Source organism: Chloroflexus sp., from assembly GCF_034434295.1.
Classification (GTDB): Bacteria; Chloroflexota; Chloroflexia; order Chloroflexales; family Chloroflexaceae; genus Chloroflexus.
In genome coordinates, this window is the sequence record NZ_DAOTZQ010000002.1 from 1 (window position 1) to 22,314 (window position 22,314).

A 22,314-nucleotide genomic window follows, 5' to 3' on the forward strand; every position below is an offset into this window, starting at 1 on the left:
CATCTACTATGAAGGTATCTCATTCATTGCCACCCGATTCCTATGGTTGCGACGATCGCGCCCGGCATCCGCGTGACCAGCCGGATCAACGACGTGACCCGCACCATCTCGTGAGCATGGCTGGCGCGGCAGCATGGCTGCCGCACGCCAAACCCTGCGCCACGCGCATGCCAGGCGGATAAGGCACCCCATCCAGCGCGTGATGGCACTGGCCTGAGCTGTGCTCTGCCAACGGGCCAGGAGCCGGGTCGGCTATCGTTGGTGATTGGCAAGCGTTCATGCACCAGCACGACGGTCGTGCAGCACGATGGCACAGCTTTTATGAAATAAGTTCTATCGTTGGTGATTGGCAAGCGTTCATGCGCCTGCACGGTGGTCGGGTAGCACGACAGCACAGCTTTTACGAAATAGGTTCTATTCTCCCTCTTTTCCCCTATCTCCTCCCTTCTCCCTTTTCCCCCAATCTCCTATCTCCTCCCTTCCATCACACCCCATCTTAGGCCAGATTCAGGTTTGCGGAATTGCCGATACTGTTGTATACTGTTTACGGCTAGGGTACAGCCACAGGGTATTAGTGTGTACTACACTCTTAGCCCGCAACCCGACAGGTAGTGCGTTGTCAATGCTCGGTTGAAAGACAGGTCTATCAAACCATTACAGGCAGAGACACCCGTCGTATGGTCTGTAGCCTGGCAGGCAGTTGGTATGGGCGGTAAGCTTATTGGGCTGTTCAAGGTTGTAATATGAATCGTCTGTGAGGGCAATTCATAAGCCGCTTCCGCTGCCTCTGTGTAGTGGCTTATCGCAGCAGTCTGCGTTGTTCGGGTGGAAAGTGGGTTGAACCCACTTTTCTTATTATCAGGCGAGTTACAGCGATGAAAAGCGATTTTTACGCGGCAATTACTCAGATTGCATCCGAGCGTGGGATTCCAAAAGAGGCCATCATCGATGTGATGGAACGGGCGCTGGTGAGTGCCTATCGGCGTTTACTAGGCCCGAATCCACCGGCTATTGATGTGGTCGTCAAGCTCGATCCGGTGAGTGGTGTGGCGCGGGTGTACGCTGAAAAACAGGTTGTTGATGAAGTGTACGATGAGCGTTTTGAGATCGATCTCGAAGCGGCTCGCCGCATTAAACCTGATGCGCAGATCGGCGAGGCAGTCCTGGTCGAGAGTACCCCGCGTGATTTCGGGCGGATTGCTGCTCAAACCGCCAAGCAGGTTGTCTTGCAGGGCATCAAGGATATAGAGCGCAATTATATCTACAGCGAGTTTGAGGATCGCGAAGGGGAATTGCTGACGGCAACCGTTCAGCGCAATAACGGCCCGCGCGGTAACGTGATTCTTGAATTGGGGAAAGCTGAAGCCATCATTCCACCGAAAGAGCAGGTAGCGAATGATCGCTACTACCATGGGCAGCGGCTAAAAGTCTATTTGTTGGAAGTGAAGAAGGAAGAGCGAGGGCCGCGCCTGATTGCCTCTCGTGCGCATAAGAATTTGATCCTCCGTCTCTTCGAGATGGAGGTGCCTGAAATCTACAATGGTGCCGTTGAGATTAAGTCTATCGCTCGCGAGCCAGGTCTGCGCACGAAGGTCGCCGTCGCCGCTCGTCAAGAGGGGATCGATCCGGTTGGTTCGTGTGTTGGTATGCGCGGTATCCGCATTCAGAATATCGTGAACGAGCTGAACGGCGAGAAGATCGATGTTGTGCAGTGGTCGTCTGACCCTCGCGAGTACATTGCCAACGCACTTTCGCCAGCTCAGGTGGTCGAAGTTCATCTCAATGACCACGAACACACCGCCCTGGTGATTGTGCCCGATAAACAATTGTCACTGGCAATCGGTAAAGAAGGACAAAATGTCCGTCTGGCTGCGAAGCTGACCGGCTGGCGGATCGATATCAAGAGTGCCTCGGTGTTGCTTGAAGAAGAACGAGCAGCGGCTGAGGCGCGTGCGGAAGCAGAAGCTGAACAAATGGCGATTGAGGCTGAGCTGGCGATGGCTCCGATAGAGACGCGAGTGGTGCAACCAGACGGTACCATTCGCTACCGGGGCCATCGCTATGGTCCTCTTGGTTCCGATCTGGTCGGGAAGACGGTACAGGTGCGAGCGACATCGCAGAAGATTTTTATCTATTACAATGACCGCCTGTTCGCTTCCTATATTTTGCTGGAAGGTGGACAGGTAGTGCCCGATGAGGAGTAAGGTCATGGCGGCCAACCCTAAGACCGCTCCACCACGTCCACGGCACGTACCGAAGCGTATGTGCATTGTTTGTCGCCAGAGTGATGCCAAACGTGCATTGCTTCGGCTGGTACGCAATGCTGATGGGCGCGTGGTGATCGATCCGACCGGGAAGCAACCCGGACGGGGTGCGTATCTGTGTCGTAATCCGGTATGTTGGACGCAGGCATTGCGTCGCAATGCAATTGAACGGGCATTGAAGGTTGCGACACTGCATCCAGATGATCGGGCAGTCATCGAAGCAATGGGGCAACAGTTGTTTCAGGAAACGGAGTCAACGGCGTCTGTGTAAACGCTTATCCACGCATCGAAGAATGCAGAGGCTCGTCTGCGTGTGATTGGCTAGTCTGCAAGTGGACAACTGCTCTAAGCGCCGTTGACGTACACGTGCCTGAACAGTGCAGGAGAGAAATGGCGGTTTACCATTGCTCTCCTCAGAAAGGAAGTTGATGATGAGCGATAAACCACGACGTGATACAGGCAGTACGGGCACAGGCAGTGGACGCAGCACAGGCCAGTCTGGCAGTAATCGAGCCGTTGGTGCGCCTAACGCTGGTACAGGACGTAGTCCAAATGCTTCAACTGGTGGGAATCGGGCGACTGGTAATCAAACCGGCAATAGTGGGCGTCCGGCTTCCGCTGGACGTAATCAGGCGACTACACCGACTCCTAATCGAAATACACCTTCGGCTGGCGCCCGGCAGGGTGGTGCTGCCAATGCGCGTACCGGTACACCATCGGTTGCGCGTGGTGGTGGTGGCGGGGTAACGCCGCCAGCCGGACGCGGCGGGAATAATCCGCGTGCAGCACGTAATCAGCCACGCAGCCGCCAGCAACCTGAAGAACGCGAGCGCGAGCACGTCTTGCGCCGTCCGCCACCTCAAGCGGCAGCGCGCCCAGTGGTGCGCCCGCGTGGCCCGGTGTCTTTGCCTCCCGTAATGACCGTGCGTGAACTTTCGGAGGCGACCGGTATCGGTGCGGCAGATATTCTCAAGGTGATGCTGAAAGCGGGTGTGCTGGCCAATATTAATCAGCAGATCGATTACGAAACCGCTGCGCTGATTATGGCCGACTTTGGCATTGAGACGACCGAAGATGTGCCTGAGCAGATGGCCGGTATCGTCGAAGATGTCAAAGAGGTTTTGCGGTCACAACCACCGGAAGAGATGCGGCCACGGCCACCAGTGGTAACCATTATGGGTCACGTTGACCACGGTAAAACCAAGCTGCTCGATGCCATCCGTTCAACCCGTGTCGCCGAGGGTGAGGCCGGTGGCATTACGCAACATATCGGCGCGTATCAGATTGAGGTTAATCACCGCAAGATTACTTTCCTCGATACGCCTGGTCACGAAGCATTTACGGCAATGCGTGCCCGTGGTGCTCAGGTGACGGATATTGTGGTGCTGGTGGTGGCTGCCGATGATGGTGTGAAACCGCAAACCGAAGAGGCGATTGCACACGTGAAAGCTGCCGGTGTGCCGATGATTGTGGCAATCAATAAGATTGATCTGCCCACGGCAAACCCCGATCGGATCAAGCAGCAGTTGGCAAACGTTGGCGTGATTGTTGAAGAGTACGGCGGAAATGTGCCTTGTGTTCACGTTTCGGCACGCCAGAAAATCAATATTGACGGTTTGCTGGAGATGATCTTGCTGGTTGCTGATCTCGAAGATCTGCGCGCCAATCCAAATGCTCCTGCCGTGGGTACCATCATTGAGGCCAAACTCGATAAGAGTCGTGGCCCGGTGGCGACTGTCTTGATCCAGAATGGAACGCTTCATCTGGAGGATAATGTCCTGGTTGGGTGTGTGGCCGGTAAGATCAAGTCGATGTTCAGCGATAGTGGCAAACGCCTGCGCCATGCCGAACCGTCAACACCGGTAGAGATTGTTGGTCTGGAAGGCGTACCACAGGCTGGTGATATTTTGCAGGTCATGGATGACCTGGTTGTAGCCCGTGAAATCGCTCTGCAACGGCAACGCCAGCAACGGGCAGAGGTTATGGCCGCTGCTGTGCGCGGTACCAGCCTCGAAGAGTTGTTCGGAAAGGTGAAGCAGGGCCAGGTGAAAGAGCTGAACCTGATCCTGAAAGCCGATGTCCAGGGTTCGCTCGATGCTATTGCCCATTTGATCGAGCAGTTGAACCAGTCGCAGCAGGCCGTACAGACCCGCATCATCCATCGCGGCGTAGGGGCGATTACTGAGGGTGATGTTAACCTGGCCCTGGCCAGTCATGCGATCATTATCGGCTTTAATGCGCGCCCCGACCCGGCAGCGCGTCGCCACGCCGAGCAGCATGGGATCGATATTCGCTTCTATAACATCATCTATCAGTTGCAGGATGATCTGAAGAAGGCGATGGCCGGTATGCTGGCCCTCACCGTCAAAGAGGTGGTCGAAGGCTATGCCGAGGTGCGCAATACCTTCCGCTTGCCAACCCGTGAGGTTGTTGCCGGTGTCTACGTTTCCGATGGTAAGATTACCCGTACCGGTCAGAATGTGCGCGTGCTACGGCGAGGCGTGGTGATCCACGATGGTAAAATCTCGTCACTCAAACGTTTTAAAGATGATGTGCGCGAGGTAACTGCCGGCTACGAGTGTGGTCTCATTGTCGAGGGCTTCAACGATATTGAAGTCGGTGATGCCCTGGAGTTCTACCGTCAGGAGACGGTTGCCGCCTCGTTGTAGGTGCGATAACTGGCAAGATGTCTGCCCGACTCTGACGCACACCTCGCGTGGGGTGTGCGTCAGCGTGACTCGCTGCACATAACGACAGAATCATGACTGGCAATCTCCTATCATTCGTGATACCCTGAGAAGAGCATCTGTCCAGCCCAAGGCAATGGTTGGCGATCTGCATGCCCGGACTCACCAGGGTAGCTAGAAAGAGAAGAATCATATGGCAAAACACCGCTTGCAACAGGTTGCCGATACCATGCAACGTGTGCTTGGTGATGTCATACAGAAAGAGCTAAAAGATCCGCGGGTCGGTTTTGCAACAGTAACCGGCGTTGAGGTCAGCGCCGATCTGCAACATGCAAAGGTGCGCATTTCGGTCATGGGTTCACCAGAAGAGCGGGAAGCGGCAATGGCTGCGTTACAGCGCGCACGAGGCTTTTTGCGTAAACGAGTGGCCGAGGAGATGAGTTATATGCGCTTTGTTCCTGAATTACACCTGATTCAGGATACCTCGCTCGATTACACCATGCATATGGACGAAGTATTTCGCGCTATTCAACACGAGCGGTTAGTCAATCCGCCCAAACTTGACGATGAACAGTAATCTCGTTCCGTTCGATCCCTACTACAAGAAGCGGATCACGTATGTATGGCGTGGTCAGCAGTTTGCATTCGATGTGGCGCATACGATCTTCTCTTCATTTCAGATCGATGAGGGGACTGATTTACTCTTGCGTCTGATCGAACCGGCATTCTCAGAACCGCGGCGTATTCTCGATGTAGGTTGCGGTTGCGGGGTTATCGGGATTTGTCTTGCCCGCCGTTTTCCGCAGGCTGATGTGACTCTGGTCGATAAAGACCTGCTTGCAGTGCGCTATGCTCGTCATAATGCCGAACTGAACGCCATAACGAATGTAACCGTCCTTGGCAGCGTCGGTTTGAGTGAGGCTCCTCCCGGCCCATACGATTTGATCGTCTCGAACATTCCGGCTAAGATTGGTGACTACGCTATCGAGCATGAGTTTATTCTGGAACCGTTGCGCCATTTACGTCCCGGCGGCGAGTACTGGTTTGTTGTTGTGAGCGGTCTCAACCATCTGATACCCCGCCTTGGGCCGCGCCACAATCTGCGTCTCAAAGAGATCAAGAAGCGGGCTGGTCATTCGGTGTACCGCATTATCGCGCCAGCAGCTACGATGCCAACAGGAGGCTTATGATCTACACCGATCCCCGGCAAGCGGTCGAACCGATCCGGTCACTGCTGGATCAGGCTCAACGTATTCTGGTGCTGAGCCACGTGAATCCTGATGGTGATGCAATTGGGTCAATGTTGGCAACCATGCACGTCTTGCGTGCATTGGGTAAAGAAGCGATTGCAGTCGCTTCTTCTCCGCCGATTAACTACTGTGCCGTTTTACCCGGTTTCATTGATCTGCTCGTGTATCAATCCGGCACCACGCTACCGGCCTGCGATCTGATCTGGATGGTTGATGTGGCCCATCTCTCACGCGCCGGTCTGATCTACGATGAGCATGCGGCGCTGCTCAGCAATCGTCCACTCATCATTGTTGATCACCATGCTACCAATGACGGCGGTGGCACGGTGAGTGTCATTCAGCCGCAGATCCCTTCCTGCGCTGAGGTTTTACTCGATCTGTTTACCGCACTCGCCTGGCCGATCTCGGCTGACGCAGCAACATGCCTCTACCTGGGCATGCTCACCGACACGCAGAGCTTTCAAACACCACATGTTGCCCCGGCAACGATGCGTCGGGCCGCAATGTTGCTGGAAGCCGGTGCTGCCAAACAACTGGTCATCGATGCTGTCTTTTTTTCGATTCCACCGTCTACTCTACGTTTGACCGGCATGGCAATGGCACAGCTCCAGCAGGAAGATGGTATCTTCTGGACTGTGGTTTCCCAGGCGATGTTGCAGGCGGCGAATGCTGATGAATCGGCAACCGATGATACCGTCTCCCGCCTCCAACGGGTGGCCGGCATGCGGGCCTGTGCCCTCTTCCGCGAACGTCCCGATGGGACGGTAAAGATCAGTTTGCGTTCAGTACCGGGTGTTGACGTGGCGGCAGTTGCTCAGCGTTGGGGCGGTGGTGGTCACCGCCAGGCTGCGGGGGCAACGTTGACCATGAGCCTCGCCGCGGCAGTGGAGGCCGTCCTGCCCGCCTTGCGCGAAGCTGTGCATGGGAAGCAATGACAGCATTAACAGGATTTCTGGTTGTCGATAAACCGGCTGGTCTGACCTCGCACGATGTAGTGGCCCGTGTGCGCCGACTGGTGGGTCGGACGGTAAAGGTTGGTCATGCCGGCACCCTCGATCCGGCAGCAACAGGTGTCTTACCCGTTGCCCTGGGCAGTGCAACGCGCCTGATCGATCAGTTGGTCGATGCCCGGAAGGGCTACCGTGGCGTCGTGCGTCTTGGTGTGCAGACAACGACCGATGATGCCGAGGGTGAACCGGTAGCGACCCTGCCGGTACCGGCATTCACGATCACGGAAATCTCGGCTGTTCTGGCCCGGTTTCGAGGTGACATTCTCCAACAACCTCCCGCCTTTTCGGCCTTGCATGTTGCCGGTCAGCGCGCCTATGCGCTGGCCCGTGCCGGTGATCAGGTGACGTTAGCGCCGCGCCTGGTGCGAATTGATCGTCTGGAGCTGCTTGATTGGGCGTTACCCTATCTCACCATCGAGGTCGAATGCGGCAAAGGGGTCTACATTCGCGCACTGGCCCGCGACATCGGCGCTGCCCTTGGCTGCGGTGGGCATCTGGTCTCATTACAACGAACCTTCGTCGGCCCTTTTCGTCTCGAAAAGGCGGTACCGCTGGCAATGTTGACCGATCAGTCATGCTTACTCAATCATCTCCTGCCGCCGGAAATGGTTCTGCAAGACTGGCCCCTCGTCCAGGTTGATACCGACGATGCCAACCGGCTACGTCATGGAATGCCCATTACGGCAACCGAACCCGACGCACCGCGTGCACGGGCACACGATCCAGCCGGTAAGCTTATCGCGCTCCTCAAACGCGATGGTGACAACTGGCAACCGGTAAAGGTGTTGGGGTGAATATCCGAACACTCTGTCAGCGCGAACGCCTATCCTGCAAGGTACATACAACTGATACAAGCCAAAGTCTATGAACGCCACTACTCGCCTCTATTACGACGATTCCTACCTGACAACGTTCAACGCGCAGGTGATTGCGACGACCGAACATCACGGTCAGCCTGCGGTTGCCCTCGATCAGAGCGCCTTCTACCCAGAGGGTGGCGGTCAACCCGCCGATCAGGGCTGGCTATCCGCCGTTGCCGATCCTGACCGGCACTGGCCGGTGATTGACGTGCAGAGTGATAACGGCGTTGTCTGGCATATCCTGGCGACCGGCGCTCAGCTTCCCGAACCGGGAACTATCGTCACCGGTCAGATCAACTGGGAACGCCGCTTTGACCACATGCAACAACACTGTGGTCAGCACATCCTTACTGCGGCCTTCATCGCGACGTGCAATGCGCCGACCGTCTCCTTCCATTTGAGCGAGCGCAGTGTCACTATTGATCTCAGCATTGCCGAACTCAGCCTGGATCAGGTACAGGCCGCCGAGTCCTGGGCCAATCGTGCTGTATGGGCAAACGTACCGATCCAGGCCCGCTTTGTATCGCCGACCGAACTGGCTCAGATCCCGCTGCGTAAACCACCGACCGTCAGTGACGCGGTGCGTGTGGTCAGCATTGGCGACATCGATCACTCGGCGTGCGGTGGCACCCATCCGGCCCGCAGCGGTGAAGTTGGTGCGATTGCCGTCCTGGGATGGGGGCGACAACGTGGCCTGATCCGGGTCGAGTTTGTATGTGGGAATCGCGTCATTACTGCTCTCCACGAACGGGATACTGCCGTGCGGACGGCTGCCGCCGCGTTAAGCGTGGGCTGGACAGAACTTCCGCAGATCGTCAATCGTTTGCAAGAGACCCAGCAATCGCTCCAACGCGAACTGCGCCAGACCCAGCGCGAACTTGACGCACTGCGGGCAACGCAGTGGTATGCGCAGATCCCACCCGTCAACGGGCGGCGTATCGTGACCACCACTCTTCCCTCTGCCGATGCCGAGCGCCTACGCACCATTGCCGGCTTTATCGCTGAATTGCCGGGTGGCATTGCCATTGTTGCCGGCGGCAGCGAACGACCGCAGATCGTCGTTGCCTGCGCCGAAGACAGTGGTAGCGACGCCCGGCAAATTCTGGCCGCCGGGATGGCCGTCCTCGGTGGGCGTGGTGGTGGCAATGCCCGCCTTGCCCAGGGCGGTGGCGGCTCACCCGACGCCCTGTCCGCAGCAATGGCAGTAATGATCGAGCGTGCAGGGGCATCTGAATAGGGAACGCGCATCGGCGCGGATTGGGCGGATGAACGCGGATTATCCGCGTTCATCCGCGTCAACCCGCGTCTATCCGTGTGCTATAAACAGGGTACGCGGATGGACGCGCCTCATCTCGCCGGCGTAAATCCCTCTCCCAACACCTCTTCAACTTCGCCGATAATGACGAATGCGGCGGGGTCTACATTGCTCACAATGTTTTTCAAAGCACCGATTTCTGTGCGTGCTACCACGCATAGCAACACCGCTCTGGTTGTGCCGGTATAACCACCAATCGCTTCAAGTTGCGTGATTCCGCGTCCGAGTCGGTGCAATACCGCCTGGCGAATCGGTTCAGGTGCCGAGGTAATGATGAGCGCCTGGCGGGCACCTTTGCCTGCGGCCAGTACGGTGTCGATGGCGCGACTGGCCGTGAACGCGACCAGCAGGGCGTACAGAATCTTCTCCGGCCCGTAACTAAACAGTGCAGCCGTGAACACCATGGTGTCGAAGCCGAGCAGGCTACGCCCCGGTTGCACGCCAAAGCGTCGCTCGATGAGCCGGGCTAGAATGTCGCTGCCGCCGGTGGTGCCCCGCGCCCGCAAGACCAGGCCAATGCCAATGCCGTCGATCACGCCGCCGTAAAGACTGTAGAGCAGGGGGTCATTTGTGATCGGACGCGCAAATGGTGCCAGACCGTCGATTGCCAGCGACATGACAACTACGGTGTAGAAGGTACGGACGCCAAATACTGCTCCACCCAGATAGCGCCAGCCGGCAATCAGTAACGGAATGTTCAATATCAAAACGACCACACCAACCGGTGTTCCAATAAAGGTGTTCAGCAGTTGCGCGACACCGGTCAGACCACCGGTGACTACCTGATTAGGAACCAGAAAAAAGCGTACTGCTGTGGCACTTAGTAAAGCGCCAATCGTGAGCAGGGCATAGTCGGTGAGGGTACGGGCGATACGTCGCCAGCGTGGCGATGGTGTCATAATCTGGCTCCAGAGGGAAGTCTTTCTGGCACATGGATGATACGCAAGAATACTACAGGACTGCTCTGAATAACACAGGAAAAAGGTGTGATGCATCTCTGGCTGACAGATACATCACACCTTTCGGCGTGCCGGGTACGTTCCGGTTTACATCATCCTCTTCAGGAACTACCCGAAACATCCTGCCGGGTAGGGTAGAAGCCTACAAGCCGGCAGCGCGGCGCAACTCTTCCACCCGATTCGTGCGCTCCCATGGCAGATCAATGTCAGTCCGCCCGAAATGTCCACCAGCCGCTGTCTTGCGGTAGATCGGACGCCGCAGATCGAGATCGCGGATAATCGCGCCTGGCCGCAGATCAAAGACCTCATTCACCGCTTTGAGGATGACTTCATCGGGAACGGTGCCGGTACCGAAGGTTTCGACGCTGAGTGAGAGTGGGCGGGCGACGCCGATAGCGTAGCTCACTTGCAGTTCGACCCGGCGGGCCAGGCCAGCGGCGACAATGTTCTTCGCAACCCAGCGGCAGGCGTAGGCAGCACTGCGATCAACTTTTGAGGGGTCTTTGCCGCTGAAGGCACCACCACCATGGCGGGCAACGCCACCGTAAGTGTCCACAATGATCTTGCGCCCGGTAAGACCGCTGTCACCCATCGGTCCACCGATCACAAAGCGACCGGTTGGATTAATGAAAATCTTGGTCTGGCTATCCAGCCATGCTTCGGGAATTTCTGTCTTAATGACGTGCTCGATCAGATCGGTGCGGATTTGATCCTGAGTGACGTCCGGTGCATGCTGGCTGCTGATCAGCACGGTGTCAACCCGCACCGGTTTGCCAAAGCTGTACTCAACTGTCACTTGCGATTTGGCGTCGGGACGCAGATAGGGCAGTGTGCCATCTTTGCGTACCCGCTCAAGCCGCCGGATCAGGCGATGGGCCAGTGCGATGCTGGCCGGCATCAGCTCCGGCGTCTCATCACAGGCGAACCCGAACATCATCCCTTGATCGCCGGCTCCAACCGCTTCTACGTCATCGGCCATAGCGCCGATCTTGGCTTCAAGCGCTTTGTCAACACCCATCGCAATATCGGGCGATTGACCGTGAATGGCGACCATCACGCCACAGGTGTCGGCGTCGAAGCCATATTCGGCGCTGGTGTAGCCAATCTCTTTCACGGTGCGGCGGACGATCTCTTCAATTGGGATGTAGCCGCGTTCATAGGTCACTTCACCCAACACCACGATCAGGCCGGTGGTTGTCGCTGTTTCCACTGCTACCCGCGCCTTCGGGTCGTGACTCAGGAACGCATCGAGAATAGCGTCGCTGATCTGATCACACATTTTGTCGGGATGGCCCTCGCTAACACTCTCACTGGTGAAGTAGAAGCGAGGCGAGTTCATAAAAGTGTTTGCCATAGGTAACCTCTGTTGTCGTTCTGGAGCTTATTTCTTCAGCGCCCTGCTGCGCTGTACGTCACTGGTTACTTGTTAATGGAAGGCTGCAACGAGGCAATGATTGTTCCTTGCGGCGTGGCGATGTGATGTGCCAGTCACACCGTCACGCCGTCATGGGTGAACAACAAATTACGTGCCCTCTTGCCAGGAATTGAGATACGCTTCTTGCTCGGCAGTGAGGGTGTCGATCTTGATGCCCATTGCTGCCAGCTTCAGTGCTGCAATCTCGCGATCCAGCTCTTTGGGCAGGGCATGCACGCCAACCGGCAATTTGCCTCGGTTGCGCAGCAAAAACTCGCTGGCCAATGCCTGGTTGGCGAAGCTCATGTCCATTACCGCGCTCGGATGGCCTTCTGCGCTGGCAAGGTTGATCAGTCGTCCTTCACCGAGCAGATTGATCGCTCGGCCATCGCGCAGAATGTACTGGTCAACAAAAGCTCGCGGCTGTCGCTTCTCAACACTCAGTGCCTCGAGCGCAGGAATATTAATCTCGACGTTGAAGTGACCGCTATTCGCAATCACACAGCCATCTTTCATCACGGCAAAGGCATTGCTGTCGATTACGTGCTTGTTGCCGGTTGCCGTGACGATGAAATCGGCCTGCGATGCAGCCTCTTCCATCGGCATCACCCGGAAACCGTCCATCACTGCTTCGAGCGCCTTGATGGGATCAACCTCGGTCACAATCACATTCGCCCCCAGACCGCGTGCGCGCTCGGCAATCCCGCGTGAGCACCAGCCATAACCGGCGACCACAAAGGTCTTGCCGGCCAGCAGAATATTGGTAGCGCGAATAATCCCGTCGAGTGTGCTCTGTCCGGTACCGTACCGGTTATCGAACATGTGCTTGGTGTCACTGTCGTTCACGGCGATGACGGGGAACGGTAGGACACCCTCTTTAGCCATTGCCTTCAGGCGAATAACGCCGGTTGTGGTCTCTTCAGTGCTACCGACCATGTGTGGGATCAGATCGGGTCGATCCTTCAGCACACCGGTCACCAGATCGGCACCATCATCCATCGTTAACTGCGGATTGTGATCGAGTGCGGCCCGGATGTGACTGTAATACACCTCGTTGCTTTCACCTTTGATTGCGAAGACTGGAATCTCTTCATAGGCCACCAGAGCAGCAGCAACATCATCCTGCGTGCTCAGGGGGTTGGACGCAACCAGTACCACATCGGCACCACCGGCAGCCAGAGTCCGCATGAGGTTAGCAGTCTCGGTGGTAACGTGCAGACAGGCACTGATGCGCAGGCCGGCCAGTGGGCGCTCGCGGGCAAAGCGCTCGCGAATCAGGCGTAGCACGGGCATCTCTTTTTCGGCCCACTCGATGCGCTTGCGGCCCTGCTCGGCCAGATTGATATCTTTGATGTCGTAGCTTACGGTCATAGCTGGTAGACTCTCCTTTACTAATAACCAGGCGACGTGCCGACCGGCCATTCCGGTGTGAGTGTCGGCTGGTGAACAACACTATGTGTGGCAGTAGCAGCACTGCGCAAGAGTGCTTCCATTGCGGCCAGGTTGTCGAGCGACTCGGTCAAGGGCATTGCACCGATTGTCGGTACCGGTTCACCACCGGTTGCCAGTGCAGCGAAGCCCTCGGCTTCCAGCCGAAAGTGATCGGTAGCCGGGATCGTCAATGTCTCTACCGTCACGTGACGACCACCACGGGCAACCGCGATAGTGGTTGTCAGATCAGGCGTCGGATTGAACGGTCGTTCAAGATGAATCCATCCTGCACTGCCGATGATTTCGATGCGCTGATTCCAGGCACTCTGAAAGCTACAAGTGATGGTGGCAACTCTGTCTTCAGCAAACCAGAGCAGACCACTCAGGCTCAGATCAACCGGTTTCCCGGCAACAAAAGCACTGGCTTTTTGGGGGGCACTGCCAAAAGCCATGCGGGCATAACTCAGCGGGTAGCAGCCGATGTCGTACAGCGCACCGCCGCCCAATTCAGGGTTGAGCCGGATGTTTGTCGTATCATCGAGCAGAAAGGCAAAATTGCCTCTCACCTGTTTCACATCACCAATAACACCATCGGCCAGCAGACGTTGAACAGTGATAGTTTGCGGATGGAAACGGTACATAAAGGCTTCCATCAACAAACGTCGGTGCGTCTGCGCTGCGGCAGCCATCGCCAGGCCATCAGCCAGGGTCGTTGCCAGCGGCTTTTCACACAGCACATGTTTGCCGGCCTGTAACGCCGCAATCGACCAGCGGGCATGCAGGCTGTTGGGCAGCGCGTTGTACACTGCCTCCACGTCGGGATCGTTCAGCAAAGCTTCATAGTCGCTATAGGCGCGAGCGATCCCAAATTCGCCGGCAAAGGTAGCAGCCCGTTCAGCATCACGGGCTGCAATGGCGACGACCTGCTCAGTCGCTGATCCTGCCACAGCGGAAGCAAAGCGACGGGCAATCCGACCGGCGCTCAATATCCCCCACTTCATGCTGCCTCCCGCAATGAGAAGAGATCGTGCGGCAGATCGTAACCAAATGCCTCTCGATAACGATGTGCGAATTGGGTGGGGGTAAAGCGATGTTCCTGGCAGCCACGCTCTTCAATCGCATATGCCGCACAGAGGGCCGCGATCCGTCCGGTGATGTCAAGTGGCAATTGCCGGGCCAGCCCAAAGGCAATTCCGGCCAGGTAAGCATCGCCGGCACCGGTTGGATCGCGAACCTCAGTGACTGGTGCCACCGGAATAGTGGCGGCCAGTTGTCCATCTACGTAGATGTGCGACCCTTCGACACCACGAGTGACCACAGTGATTGGTGCCTGATCGATCAACTCCGCTTCACTGATACCGAGGCATTTTGCCATCATCCCAAACTCATAGTCGTTGCTGATCAGGACGCGTGCCCCTTTCAGGCCCACCGTCAGCAAATCAGCATCGAGGCGGGGTGTTTGCTTGCCCGGATCGAAGATGTACGGTACCCCCATCTGCTGGCATTCGAGCGCAAAGCGACGCATAGCGTCAGGACTGGTCGGCGAGATGAGCACCAGATCGCTGGCAGTCAGGCCACGATTGAGCAGGGTGTTATGGTGATCGTGCCCCATAGCGCCGGCATAAAATGCCACAATCTGATTGTTCGCCTGGTCGGTATTAATAAAACAAGAGGAGGTAAACTCGTGTTCAATAATCGTAATCCCGCTGGTGTCAACACCGTGTTCTTCCAAGAGTTCGCGGTACGCACCAAAATCATGACCAGCGGTACCGACGATGAGGGGGCGTTCACCGAGAAGTGCTAAATTATACGCGATATTTCCGGCTACTCCACCGCGCAATTTACGCATCGAGTCTACGAGAAAACTAACCGAAATGATGTGTGCCTTATCGGTTAGCATAAAATCTTTAAAATAACCGGGAAAGTCCATAATGTAATCAAAGGCCAGGGAACCGGTGACTACAATTTTCACAGCGTCTGCTCCTCGTGCTCATCCCGCACCAGGCGGAATTTCGATATGTTATGGATTGCTAACATCTATTTCCTGCCGAATCAGGTGTGCTGTTTCGCTACAAAGCTGCAACGCCTGCTCAGCATAGGCCGGACTCATATAGCTCAAGCTACCGGTAAAGGAAAGCAGTGATTGTTGCTGCACAATGTGCAAGGCGACACCGGTTGTCTCTGCCACTCGCTGCATTCCCTTTAATACCTGATCGCGCAAATCAGTTACTGTTGCGGTGTCGATCTGCCGATGTTCAGTTGGAATAATGCCCCAGGCCAGATAGCCTCCATCGGTCAGGAATTCGGTGAGCGCCGACGTAGCGTTCAGGAATGAGTCGAGCTGCTCTGTTACATGCAGACCAATGACATCAACCGGTAAATGTAGTAGCTCTGACCAGCGCACATGACCGCTCAGAAAGATGCCACGCCAGGAAGGCAAGTCAGCCAGAAAGCGGTTAAGCATGTCCAGGCCATCTTCCCAGGTCAATGGACATAACGGTGAAGAGAGGGCATCAAGGAATGGCTCCTCAATCATCGCCAGACGATGAGCTGCATAGCCCTGGATTTGTTCGTGTTGCCAGATGACACGCAGGCTACAGAACTGGAGGATGATCTCGCGCCATCCCGGATCGTAGGCCATTGGTCGTTCGTGATCATCAGTTAGAGCCAGACTCAGGCTTACCGGGCCAATGGTCTCATATTTCAACAGTAGGGGTTGGCGGTCTTCTACGTTCAATCGGTGCAGAATCTCTTCTAGCGCGGCGTAGGCCGAACCGGTTAGGGCAGCCGGCTGTGTATCACCGCGCAGGTATGCCAGACTCACCTTTGTTGCTTCCTGCTCCAGAATTGCCTGATCGACCATCAAACGGTCACGCTCAATATCAATCTGAATGCCCGGAAAGCCCTGCGCTGCCAGAGCGAATGGAGTATCAGCCAGTGTCCGGGGAGGCGGGAGTGGCCATGCCGGCGTTTGCGGTTGATAGCGACAGATCAATTGTGCAGCCTGCGCCAGGCTCTGGTGAGGGAGACCACCGCGCAAGAGTGGCTGACAGGCCGGTAACAGTGCTCCGAACCTGCTCATTGCCCACTCTCAAGCTGACGCAATACGGCCAGATATGGCGGTCGCACAATGCCCCGTTCCGTAATGATCGCTGTCACAAGTTCGTTTGGTGTCACATCAAAAGCCGGATGCGCTGCTCGTACACCCTGGGGGGCAATTGCCACGCCGGCAATGTGGGTGACTTCAGCAGGATCGCGCTCTTCAATCGGAATATCGGCACCGCTTGCTGTCGCGAGATCGATAGTTGAAGAGGGTGCAGCGACGTAGAAGGGAATATGGTGATAGTGTGCGAGTACTGCCAGGCCATACGTGCCGATTTTGTTTGCGACATCCCCGTTAGCTGCGATGCGATCCGCGCCGACAATCACGCAATCTATCTGCCCACGTTGCATCATATAGGCAGCCATATTATCTGTGATCAAGGTCTGCGGAATGCCGGCTTGCAAGAGTTCCCACGCCGTCAATCGAGCACCTTGCAGGAATGGCCGTGTCTCATCTACAAAGACATGGACAGGACGCCCCTGGGCAAAGGCGGTGCGAATCGGGGCCAGAGCAGTACCATAACCGGCTGTTGCCAGCCCACCGGCGTTACAGTGGGTGAGGACATGACCACGGGGCGGGATCAACGACGCTCCATGCTCACCAATGGCGTGACACATTGCCAGGTCTTCAGCAAAGATCGCTTCTGCCTCAGCGTGCAGCGCGTGTTTGATCGCTTCCACTCCTTCGCTTGCCACCGCCTCCGCCCGGCGGAGCATTCGGCTGGTAGCCCACGCCAGATTGACAGCGGTTGGGCGTTGCGAATCGAGCGTTGCTTTAGCCTGGACGAGTTCGGTTAGGAGTGCTGAAGGGGTAAGCGCAACACTTTGCTGCGCGACAAGGGCCATACCGTATGCGGCAGTGCAGCCAATGGCTGGCGCACCACGTACTTGCATACTCCGAATCGCGTGTGCAACTGCTGCCAGATCGGTGCAGCGCACGACCTCCATCGTGTGTGGTAACTTGCGCTGATCGATCAGGCAGACTGCGTCATCTTCCCACCAGACTGTGCGGAGTTCCATAGGCGTCGCAATAAGATGGAGCCACTCGCACGGCGAGAGGCTCCGATAGACTTCGTTCCTCTCATCTTTCGGTCAATGATGTCCATTGCCGCTGGATTTGGCACCTTCCCTGGCGGGGGTTGCCGGGCGTCATCGGGCCAGTCCCTCAGCCCATCTTGATGAGCATCTGAAGTTCGCCGACGCACCATGGCGCCGCACGCGAACGTTGTCTGCGATTATAGCACGATTATTACGTTGCAGCAAGTGGCCGTCATCTTCCACATGAGAACTTATTTCATAAAAGCTGCGCTGTCGTACTCCCAGAATACCGCATAGGTTCATGAATGCTGACTAATCGCCAACTACAGCATGTCCTGTTTCCCGGCTACCGGGACGACAGCGGGGAGGGCTGACGACCATCTTTGGTGCTATCACGCGCTGGATTGGTTGCCTTGCCTGCTCGTCATCCGCATGTCGCGGCGTGTAAAGTGCGATAGCCATACTGTCGCAGCAGCCGTGCTCACGATCCGGTGCTTGGTACGAAGTATCAGCAATGCTCGTGTTAAGTTATTTTGGTATATCGTTGCTGTCAATTGATGAAAAAGGGGCAGGTTGTGCACCTGCCCCGTACTGAAGGTAACTTTTATCCTCTGTTCTACGCTCCTGAGTGAACCTCTACTTCATCCTGACGACCACGCTTAAACCAGTTGCGCCACTCGCGATGCTCCCACACCACCAGCAATTGCGCCGCGTTGAAGATCGACGAGTATGTTCCGCTGACCAACCCGATAAGCAGGATTAAGACAAAATTGCGGATGGTATCGCCGCCAAATAGCAGCAGCGCTGTCAGGGTGAAGAAGGTCGTCAACTGTGTATTGATCGACCGTGGCAGGGTTTGCACCAGACTGTGGTTCACAATGTCGTCGAACGTTTCGGCAGGATGACGATTGATGAGATTTTCACGGATGCGATCAAACACCACAATCGTATCGTGTACCGAGAAGCTCAGTGTGGTGAGCAAGGCCGTCAGGAAGAGAGCATCAACCTCTAACCCGATGGTGGCTCCCAGGATGGCAGCAATCCCCAACACGACTAACACATCGTGCAGCATCGCAATCAGAGCACAGACACCGTAGCGAAAAGGATGCGGTGCCTTGCGAAACGCCCATGTCAGGTAGAGCAAGATAATCAATGAAGCACCGAGCACAGCAATGATTGCGCTGCGTGTTGACTCGGCACTGACCGTTGGCCCAACGCTCTCCAGCCGCTCACGACTGACTGTACCAAAAGCGTCAGTCAAGGCTTTCGTAACGGCATCGATTTCGGCATTTGGGTCAGACTCGCTCAATGGTCGTGTTCGCACCAGCGCAGCAGCTACCGGTTGGCCGTCAACCACTGTTGGGCTGAGCTGAACCTGTGCGCTCTCGAAGCCGGCCTCCGCAAAAGCCTGCGCAATCCGGTCGGTGCTTAATGTCTCGGGCGTAACATCGGGAAAGCGCAATTCCCACAATGCGCCACCGGCGAAGTCAATGCTCGATCGTAAGCCAATTCCCGGTCGCCCCGTCGTCAGCAACGGGTGCAGGAAGAGCATATACAGGCCGGGCAAGATGATCAGCAGTGAAAAGGCAAACCACCAATAACGACGGCGGACGAGATGTTCCATACAGGCGTTACTCCAGTATTGCGCGGTGTCCGTGTACTCGACCGAATTCGTTTCCTGTTACGCGGCGGTCTGTACCGTTGGTGATGACTCGCGGCGATCTACGCCAAACCACCAGGCTCGTTCATCGCTGAACAGAGGCAGTACCAGCCGCAGGAAGGTTCGCGACACAACAAGCGCCGTAAACAGACTGACGACGATGCCAAGTCCCAGGGTAAGGGCAAAACCCTTAATCAGGCTGACGCCGAAGCTGTTGCCAAACATAAACAGGACAATGCTGGTAATCAGCGTTGAAACACTCGAGTCCCGGATGGCCGGCCACGACTCGACAAACCCTAGTTCGAGCGCACTGCGAATGTCACGACCGCGGCGGTATTCTTCGCGTAAACGGGCAAAGATCAAGACGTTGGCATCAACCGCCAGCCCAATCGAAAGAATGAAACCGGCAATGCCCGGCAGGGTCAGGGTGACTGGGATCAGACGGTAAATCGCGAAGCTGATAATCGTGTAAATCAGCAGCGCCACCGTTGCAATCAATCCTGGACCGCGGTAGAACAAGATCATGAAGATAGCGACTACCGCCAGCCCGATGATCCCGGCGGTGATGCTGGCCTGCACACTCTCCTGACCGAGGGTTGCCGTTACGGTACGACTTGTCTCGACTACCAGGGGTACCGGCAGAGCACCGTACTTCAACTGATTAAAGATGCGATTTCGATCATCCTCGCTGCTTACTTCAATAATTCCAGAACCATCCGTCAGCGCAGCATTAATCACCGGGCAACTCACCACCACGTTGTCGAGCACAATACACATTGGCCGCCCAACATTCGCTGCGGTAAAGGATGCCAGCCGCTGTGCTGATCCACCCCGGAAGGCAAATGAGACGGCCGGACGGCTGCCGAGGGTGCCACCCTGCGAGAAGGTCGGTTGTACGGCACTGGTGTCCAGATCGGCACCATCAGTGATGCTCTGGTAGATAGGGCCAAGGGTGGTAGGATCGGTAATGTTTCTGCTTTCGGTCAACTGGGGTGGCGGAATGGGGCTGCTCGATGTCCGAACAATGGTACCGTCGGCCAGGAATTGCCCTTGCGAGTCGATGAACTCGAGCCGGCCGGTGCCACGCAGGGTTTCGATGGCCTGTTCGGGATTGGCTACCCCTGGCAGCTCAACAATAATGCGGTTATTTCCCGCTTGCTGAACAACCGTTTCGCCAACACCGAGAGCATTAACCCGCTGCTCGATAACACGCGCTGCCGTGGCAATCTCGTCGGCAGTGGCATCGGGATCGGCTGAGCGCAACAGCACCTGAATTCCACCCTGTAGGTCAAGCCCCAGCCGCACACTGACATCGCGGCCCAGGAAGATGTTGTTGGGTGCGAAATTGATCGCCAGTGCCAGACCAGTAGCAAGAATCGTGATGATAAGCGCTAAAATGTTACGGTTCTGCACGGTTGCGTGCTCCTCACTCGTATCGAAAAAGCCGGCCCATTATAGGCCGACAGCGACAGCGCGTCAAGAGAGTCCCGGCAAAGAATGACAAAGATTATCTCTGCACGGCACTCGCACAGGTAGATACACCTTCTCTCTGCCCTTCAGGAAGAGCATTGCTCCGTTCCTGCCAGAGGTGGGTCATAAACTCTTCATCTCTGGCGGAAAGCGGCGCGTTATTTATCGTCCTGCCGCCCGTAACGCCGCATCGATAGCGGTAAACAGGCGACCCGAGTCGACAATCTGACCATTGACACTGAAGGATGGCGTAGCCTGCACACCGAGGGCTGCGGCCTCTTGGGCGGCGGCCAGAATTGCTTCACGATGGGTGCCGGCCTGCATACAGGCGTCAAATGCGGCCCGGTCGATACCGATACGTCCTGCGTAGCCACTAAACACATTCAGCGGCGAGTTTACCTGGGCCCATAGGCTCTGATTGGCAAAAAGCTGATCGTGCATCTCCCAATACTTACCCTGATCGCCGGCACAGCGAGCGGCTTCGGCTGCGGCAACGGCGTTGGGGTGAATATTGGTGAGCGGCAGTTCGTGATAGATGAACTGTACCCGACCGGTATTGATGTAGTCGCGCTCAAGAATAGGGGCCAGATTACGGCTGAAGTAGGCACATCCCGGACACTGGTAATCCTCGAAAGCGATTACCTTGACCGCTGCGTTTGGGTCTCCTTTATAGTAAAATCCCTCTTCCGTCCGTCCAACCGGTGCTGTCGGCGCCTTCACCTCGGTGTTGTTGCGAGTCAGCAGGACGACCAGACCGGTGATAGCGATCACTGCAACAACGCCAACTGCAATATACAAGTAGAGAAGGTTGTTCTGCTTTGCCGTCTTCACGCGACGACCGCGGGTGCTCTGCACGCTCATAGTCGGCTCCTGATCTGATGCCTTATAAAACTCGCGTTATTATAGCGATTGCCTGATCACTCGTCAATTACCCGATCAGAGTTGCCACAAATTCTAACTCTAGCCGTACCTCATCGGCCACAGTATCTACCGATGGGGAATCAGGTATGGTCAAATTGAAGTCGCGGTAGAGAATAGTCGTCTTCGCCAGCCCACTGATCTCGCTCTGGCTCACCGGGGTCACGGTGACGGTAAATGTCGCTGGACGGGTTACGTCGGTAATCGTAAGCTCACCCTCGATGGTAAACTCGAACGGTACGCCAATTGTTACCGTGTCGGGCAAATCGGTAATTACTCGTGGCGTAAATGTGATCAGCTCAAACTGATTGGTACGCAAGATGGCATTCTTGATCGCCCGGTTACGAAATTCATTATCAGTGGTCAGGGTCCGGGCATTGATCTGGATCACACCAACCTGTGCCGCTTGCGGATAATTGGGATCGAGCGCAATCTGGCCAGCGACCTGATTGGTCAATCCGACCACAGTTATCGGACTACCGCGCAATACTTCATCGATCAGAAAACGTGCTTCTGAGCGATTCTGATCAATCGCGAAGAGTTGGAGTACCGGTTCGCTGCTTGCAGCGGGTGTCGGCGCAGGAGCGTCCGCTGCCGCAGTTTCTGTAGCCGCCGGAGCGACGGTAGGTGCATCCTGCACCGCGGTAGAAGCAGCTAACGTAGGAGCTGTGGTTGGCAGAGCCAGCGGTACCGCTTCCAGCGGCCCGCTTGCCGCCTCTGGCGGCCGAAAGACATACGCAATCAAGCCGCCGGCAATCAGTACAATAATGGCTCCGACAATCAATGCAATGCGCTGAATAGACATCACGATATCTACCTCTTACAGTTCAGTGTCTGTATAGTGTTCTGTCAATCATCATACCGGATCAGCGATGGCAATGGCAGGTTTCTCATCAAATACTTAATTTTCATGTTGTGACATATAAACACGATTTT

General features: G+C 56.1%; 19 protein-coding genes and 1 riboswitch. Of the genes, 8 read left to right on the forward strand and 11 right to left on the reverse strand.

Annotation, left to right across the window (positions count from 1 at the left end; genetic code table 11):
• Positions 1-875 precede the first annotated feature (875 nt).
• The 8 genes from nusA (at position 876) to VAE57_RS00430 (ending at position 9,308) form a co-directional block, all read left to right on the forward strand.
• Positions 876-2,204 (forward strand): transcription termination factor NusA, encoded by a 1,329-nt coding sequence (gene nusA, locus VAE57_RS00395; RefSeq protein WP_322819941.1) that lies wholly within the window; start codon positions 876-878, stop codon positions 2,202-2,204.
• Between the two features lie 4 nt (positions 2,205-2,208).
• Positions 2,209-2,535, forward strand: a complete 327-nt coding sequence (gene rnpM, locus VAE57_RS00400) for an RNase P modulator RnpM (protein ID WP_322819942.1) — start codon at positions 2,209-2,211, stop codon at positions 2,533-2,535.
• A 160-nt stretch (positions 2,536-2,695) separates the two neighbouring features.
• Positions 2,696-4,933 carry a translation initiation factor IF-2 gene (gene infB, locus VAE57_RS00405; protein WP_322819943.1) on the forward strand — a complete coding sequence of 746 codons (2,238 nt, stop codon included), beginning with the start codon at positions 2,696-2,698 and terminating at the stop codon, positions 4,931-4,933.
• Between the two features lie 211 nt (positions 4,934-5,144).
• A complete protein-coding gene (rbfA, locus tag VAE57_RS00410) occupies positions 5,145-5,528 on the forward strand; it encodes a 30S ribosome-binding factor RbfA (RefSeq protein WP_012258866.1) in 384 nt (127 codons plus the stop codon).
• Complete coding sequence (locus VAE57_RS00415) at positions 5,518-6,141, forward strand: class I SAM-dependent methyltransferase (RefSeq protein ID WP_322819944.1); 624 nt, start codon at positions 5,518-5,520, stop codon at positions 6,139-6,141. The genes rbfA and VAE57_RS00415 overlap by 11 nt, the downstream gene beginning before the upstream one ends.
• A complete protein-coding gene (locus VAE57_RS00420; RefSeq protein ID WP_322819945.1) occupies positions 6,138-7,136 on the forward strand; it encodes a bifunctional oligoribonuclease/PAP phosphatase NrnA in 999 nt (332 codons plus the stop codon). The genes VAE57_RS00415 and VAE57_RS00420 overlap by 4 nt, the downstream gene beginning before the upstream one ends.
• Complete coding sequence (gene truB, locus VAE57_RS00425; protein WP_322819946.1) at positions 7,133-8,005, forward strand: tRNA pseudouridine(55) synthase TruB; 873 nt, start codon at positions 7,133-7,135, stop codon at positions 8,003-8,005. Before VAE57_RS00420 ends, truB begins: the two co-directional genes overlap by 4 nt.
• Before the next feature lie 70 nt (positions 8,006-8,075).
• Positions 8,076-9,308 carry an alanyl-tRNA editing protein gene (locus VAE57_RS00430; RefSeq protein ID WP_322819947.1) on the forward strand — a complete coding sequence of 411 codons (1,233 nt, stop codon included), beginning with the start codon at positions 8,076-8,078 and terminating at the stop codon, positions 9,306-9,308.
• Between the two features lie 110 nt (positions 9,309-9,418).
• Here the strand turns inward: VAE57_RS00430 and VAE57_RS00435 are convergent, their stop codons facing one another.
• The 11 genes from VAE57_RS00435 to VAE57_RS00485 all read right to left on the reverse strand — a co-directional run bounded on the left by VAE57_RS00435 (position 9,419) and on the right by VAE57_RS00485 (position 22,183).
• Entirely contained in the window at positions 9,419-10,285 is an 867-nt protein-coding gene (locus VAE57_RS00435; RefSeq protein ID WP_322819948.1) for a YitT family protein, read from the reverse strand.
• A 202-nt stretch (positions 10,286-10,487) separates the two neighbouring features.
• Complete coding sequence (gene metK / locus VAE57_RS00440) at positions 10,488-11,699, reverse strand: methionine adenosyltransferase (RefSeq protein ID WP_322819949.1); 1,212 nt, start codon at positions 11,697-11,699, stop codon at positions 10,488-10,490.
• Positions 11,700-11,867: 168 nt separating this feature from the next.
• Entirely contained in the window at positions 11,868-13,130 is a 1,263-nt protein-coding gene (gene ahcY, locus VAE57_RS00445) for an adenosylhomocysteinase (RefSeq protein ID WP_322819950.1), read from the reverse strand.
• A 20-nt stretch (positions 13,131-13,150) separates the two neighbouring features.
• Complete coding sequence (locus VAE57_RS00450) at positions 13,151-14,191, reverse strand: Gfo/Idh/MocA family oxidoreductase (RefSeq protein WP_322819951.1); 1,041 nt, start codon at positions 14,189-14,191, stop codon at positions 13,151-13,153.
• Complete coding sequence (locus VAE57_RS00455; RefSeq protein ID WP_322819952.1) at positions 14,188-15,162, reverse strand: carbohydrate kinase family protein; 975 nt, start codon at positions 15,160-15,162, stop codon at positions 14,188-14,190. Before VAE57_RS00455 ends, VAE57_RS00450 begins: the two co-directional genes overlap by 4 nt.
• 48 nt (positions 15,163-15,210) lie before the next feature.
• Positions 15,211-16,272, reverse strand: a complete 1,062-nt coding sequence (locus VAE57_RS00460; RefSeq protein WP_322819953.1) for a hypothetical protein — start codon at positions 16,270-16,272, stop codon at positions 15,211-15,213.
• The gene (gene mtnA / locus VAE57_RS00465) at positions 16,269-17,312 is read right to left on the reverse strand and encodes an S-methyl-5-thioribose-1-phosphate isomerase (protein WP_322819954.1); all 1,044 of its coding nucleotides are present in this window, start codon (positions 17,310-17,312) and stop codon (positions 16,269-16,271) included. Before mtnA ends, VAE57_RS00460 begins: the two co-directional genes overlap by 4 nt.
• Positions 17,313-17,370: 58 nt before the next feature.
• A riboswitch (SAM riboswitch) is annotated at positions 17,371-17,477 on the reverse strand.
• 469 nt (positions 17,478-17,946) lie between these two features.
• Complete coding sequence (secF, locus tag VAE57_RS00470) at positions 17,947-18,954, reverse strand: protein translocase subunit SecF (protein WP_322819955.1); 1,008 nt, start codon at positions 18,952-18,954, stop codon at positions 17,947-17,949.
• A gap of 57 nt (positions 18,955-19,011) precedes the next feature.
• A complete protein-coding gene (gene secD / locus VAE57_RS00475) occupies positions 19,012-20,403 on the reverse strand; it encodes a protein translocase subunit SecD (RefSeq protein WP_322819956.1) in 1,392 nt (463 codons plus the stop codon).
• Positions 20,404-20,622: 219 nt separating this feature from the next.
• Positions 20,623-21,321, reverse strand: a complete 699-nt coding sequence (locus tag VAE57_RS00480; protein WP_322819957.1) for a DsbA family protein — start codon at positions 21,319-21,321, stop codon at positions 20,623-20,625.
• Between the two features lie 67 nt (positions 21,322-21,388).
• Positions 21,389-22,183 (reverse strand): YceI family protein, encoded by a 795-nt coding sequence (locus VAE57_RS00485; RefSeq protein WP_322819958.1) that lies wholly within the window; start codon positions 22,181-22,183, stop codon positions 21,389-21,391.
• Positions 22,184-22,314 lie beyond the last annotated feature (131 nt).

Bases quoted from the DNA above. Each gene is read 5' to 3' on its own strand.
- VAE57_RS00430 (WP_322819947.1), top strand. From the start codon at position 8,076: ATGAACGCCACTACTCGCCTCTATTACGACGATTCCTACCTGACAACG.
- nusA (WP_322819941.1), top strand. From the start codon at position 876: ATGAAAAGCGATTTTTACGCGGCAATTACTCAGATTGCATCCGAGCGT.
- rbfA (WP_012258866.1), top strand. From the start codon at position 5,145: ATGGCAAAACACCGCTTGCAACAGGTTGCCGATACCATGCAACGTGTG.
- ahcY (WP_322819950.1), bottom strand. From the start codon at position 13,130: ATGACCGTAAGCTACGACATCAAAGATATCAATCTGGCCGAGCAGGGC.
- VAE57_RS00480 (WP_322819957.1), bottom strand. From the start codon at position 21,321: ATGAGCGTGCAGAGCACCCGCGGTCGTCGCGTGAAGACGGCAAAGCAG.
- rnpM (WP_322819942.1), top strand. From the start codon at position 2,209: ATGGCGGCCAACCCTAAGACCGCTCCACCACGTCCACGGCACGTACCG.
- infB (WP_322819943.1), top strand. From the start codon at position 2,696: ATGAGCGATAAACCACGACGTGATACAGGCAGTACGGGCACAGGCAGT.
- VAE57_RS00450 (WP_322819951.1), bottom strand. From the start codon at position 14,191: ATGAAGTGGGGGATATTGAGCGCCGGTCGGATTGCCCGTCGCTTTGCT.
- VAE57_RS00485 (WP_322819958.1), bottom strand. From the start codon at position 22,183: ATGTCTATTCAGCGCATTGCATTGATTGTCGGAGCCATTATTGTACTG.
- VAE57_RS00420 (WP_322819945.1), top strand. From the start codon at position 6,138: ATGATCTACACCGATCCCCGGCAAGCGGTCGAACCGATCCGGTCACTG.
- VAE57_RS00460 (WP_322819953.1), bottom strand. From the start codon at position 16,272: ATGAGCAGGTTCGGAGCACTGTTACCGGCCTGTCAGCCACTCTTGCGC.
- VAE57_RS00415 (WP_322819944.1), top strand. From the start codon at position 5,518: ATGAACAGTAATCTCGTTCCGTTCGATCCCTACTACAAGAAGCGGATC.
- mtnA (WP_322819954.1), bottom strand. From the start codon at position 17,312: ATGGAACTCCGCACAGTCTGGTGGGAAGATGACGCAGTCTGCCTGATC.
- secF (WP_322819955.1), bottom strand. From the start codon at position 18,954: ATGGAACATCTCGTCCGCCGTCGTTATTGGTGGTTTGCCTTTTCACTG.
- truB (WP_322819946.1), top strand. From the start codon at position 7,133: ATGACAGCATTAACAGGATTTCTGGTTGTCGATAAACCGGCTGGTCTG.
- metK (WP_322819949.1), bottom strand. From the start codon at position 11,699: ATGGCAAACACTTTTATGAACTCGCCTCGCTTCTACTTCACCAGTGAG.
- VAE57_RS00435 (WP_322819948.1), bottom strand. From the start codon at position 10,285: ATGACACCATCGCCACGCTGGCGACGTATCGCCCGTACCCTCACCGAC.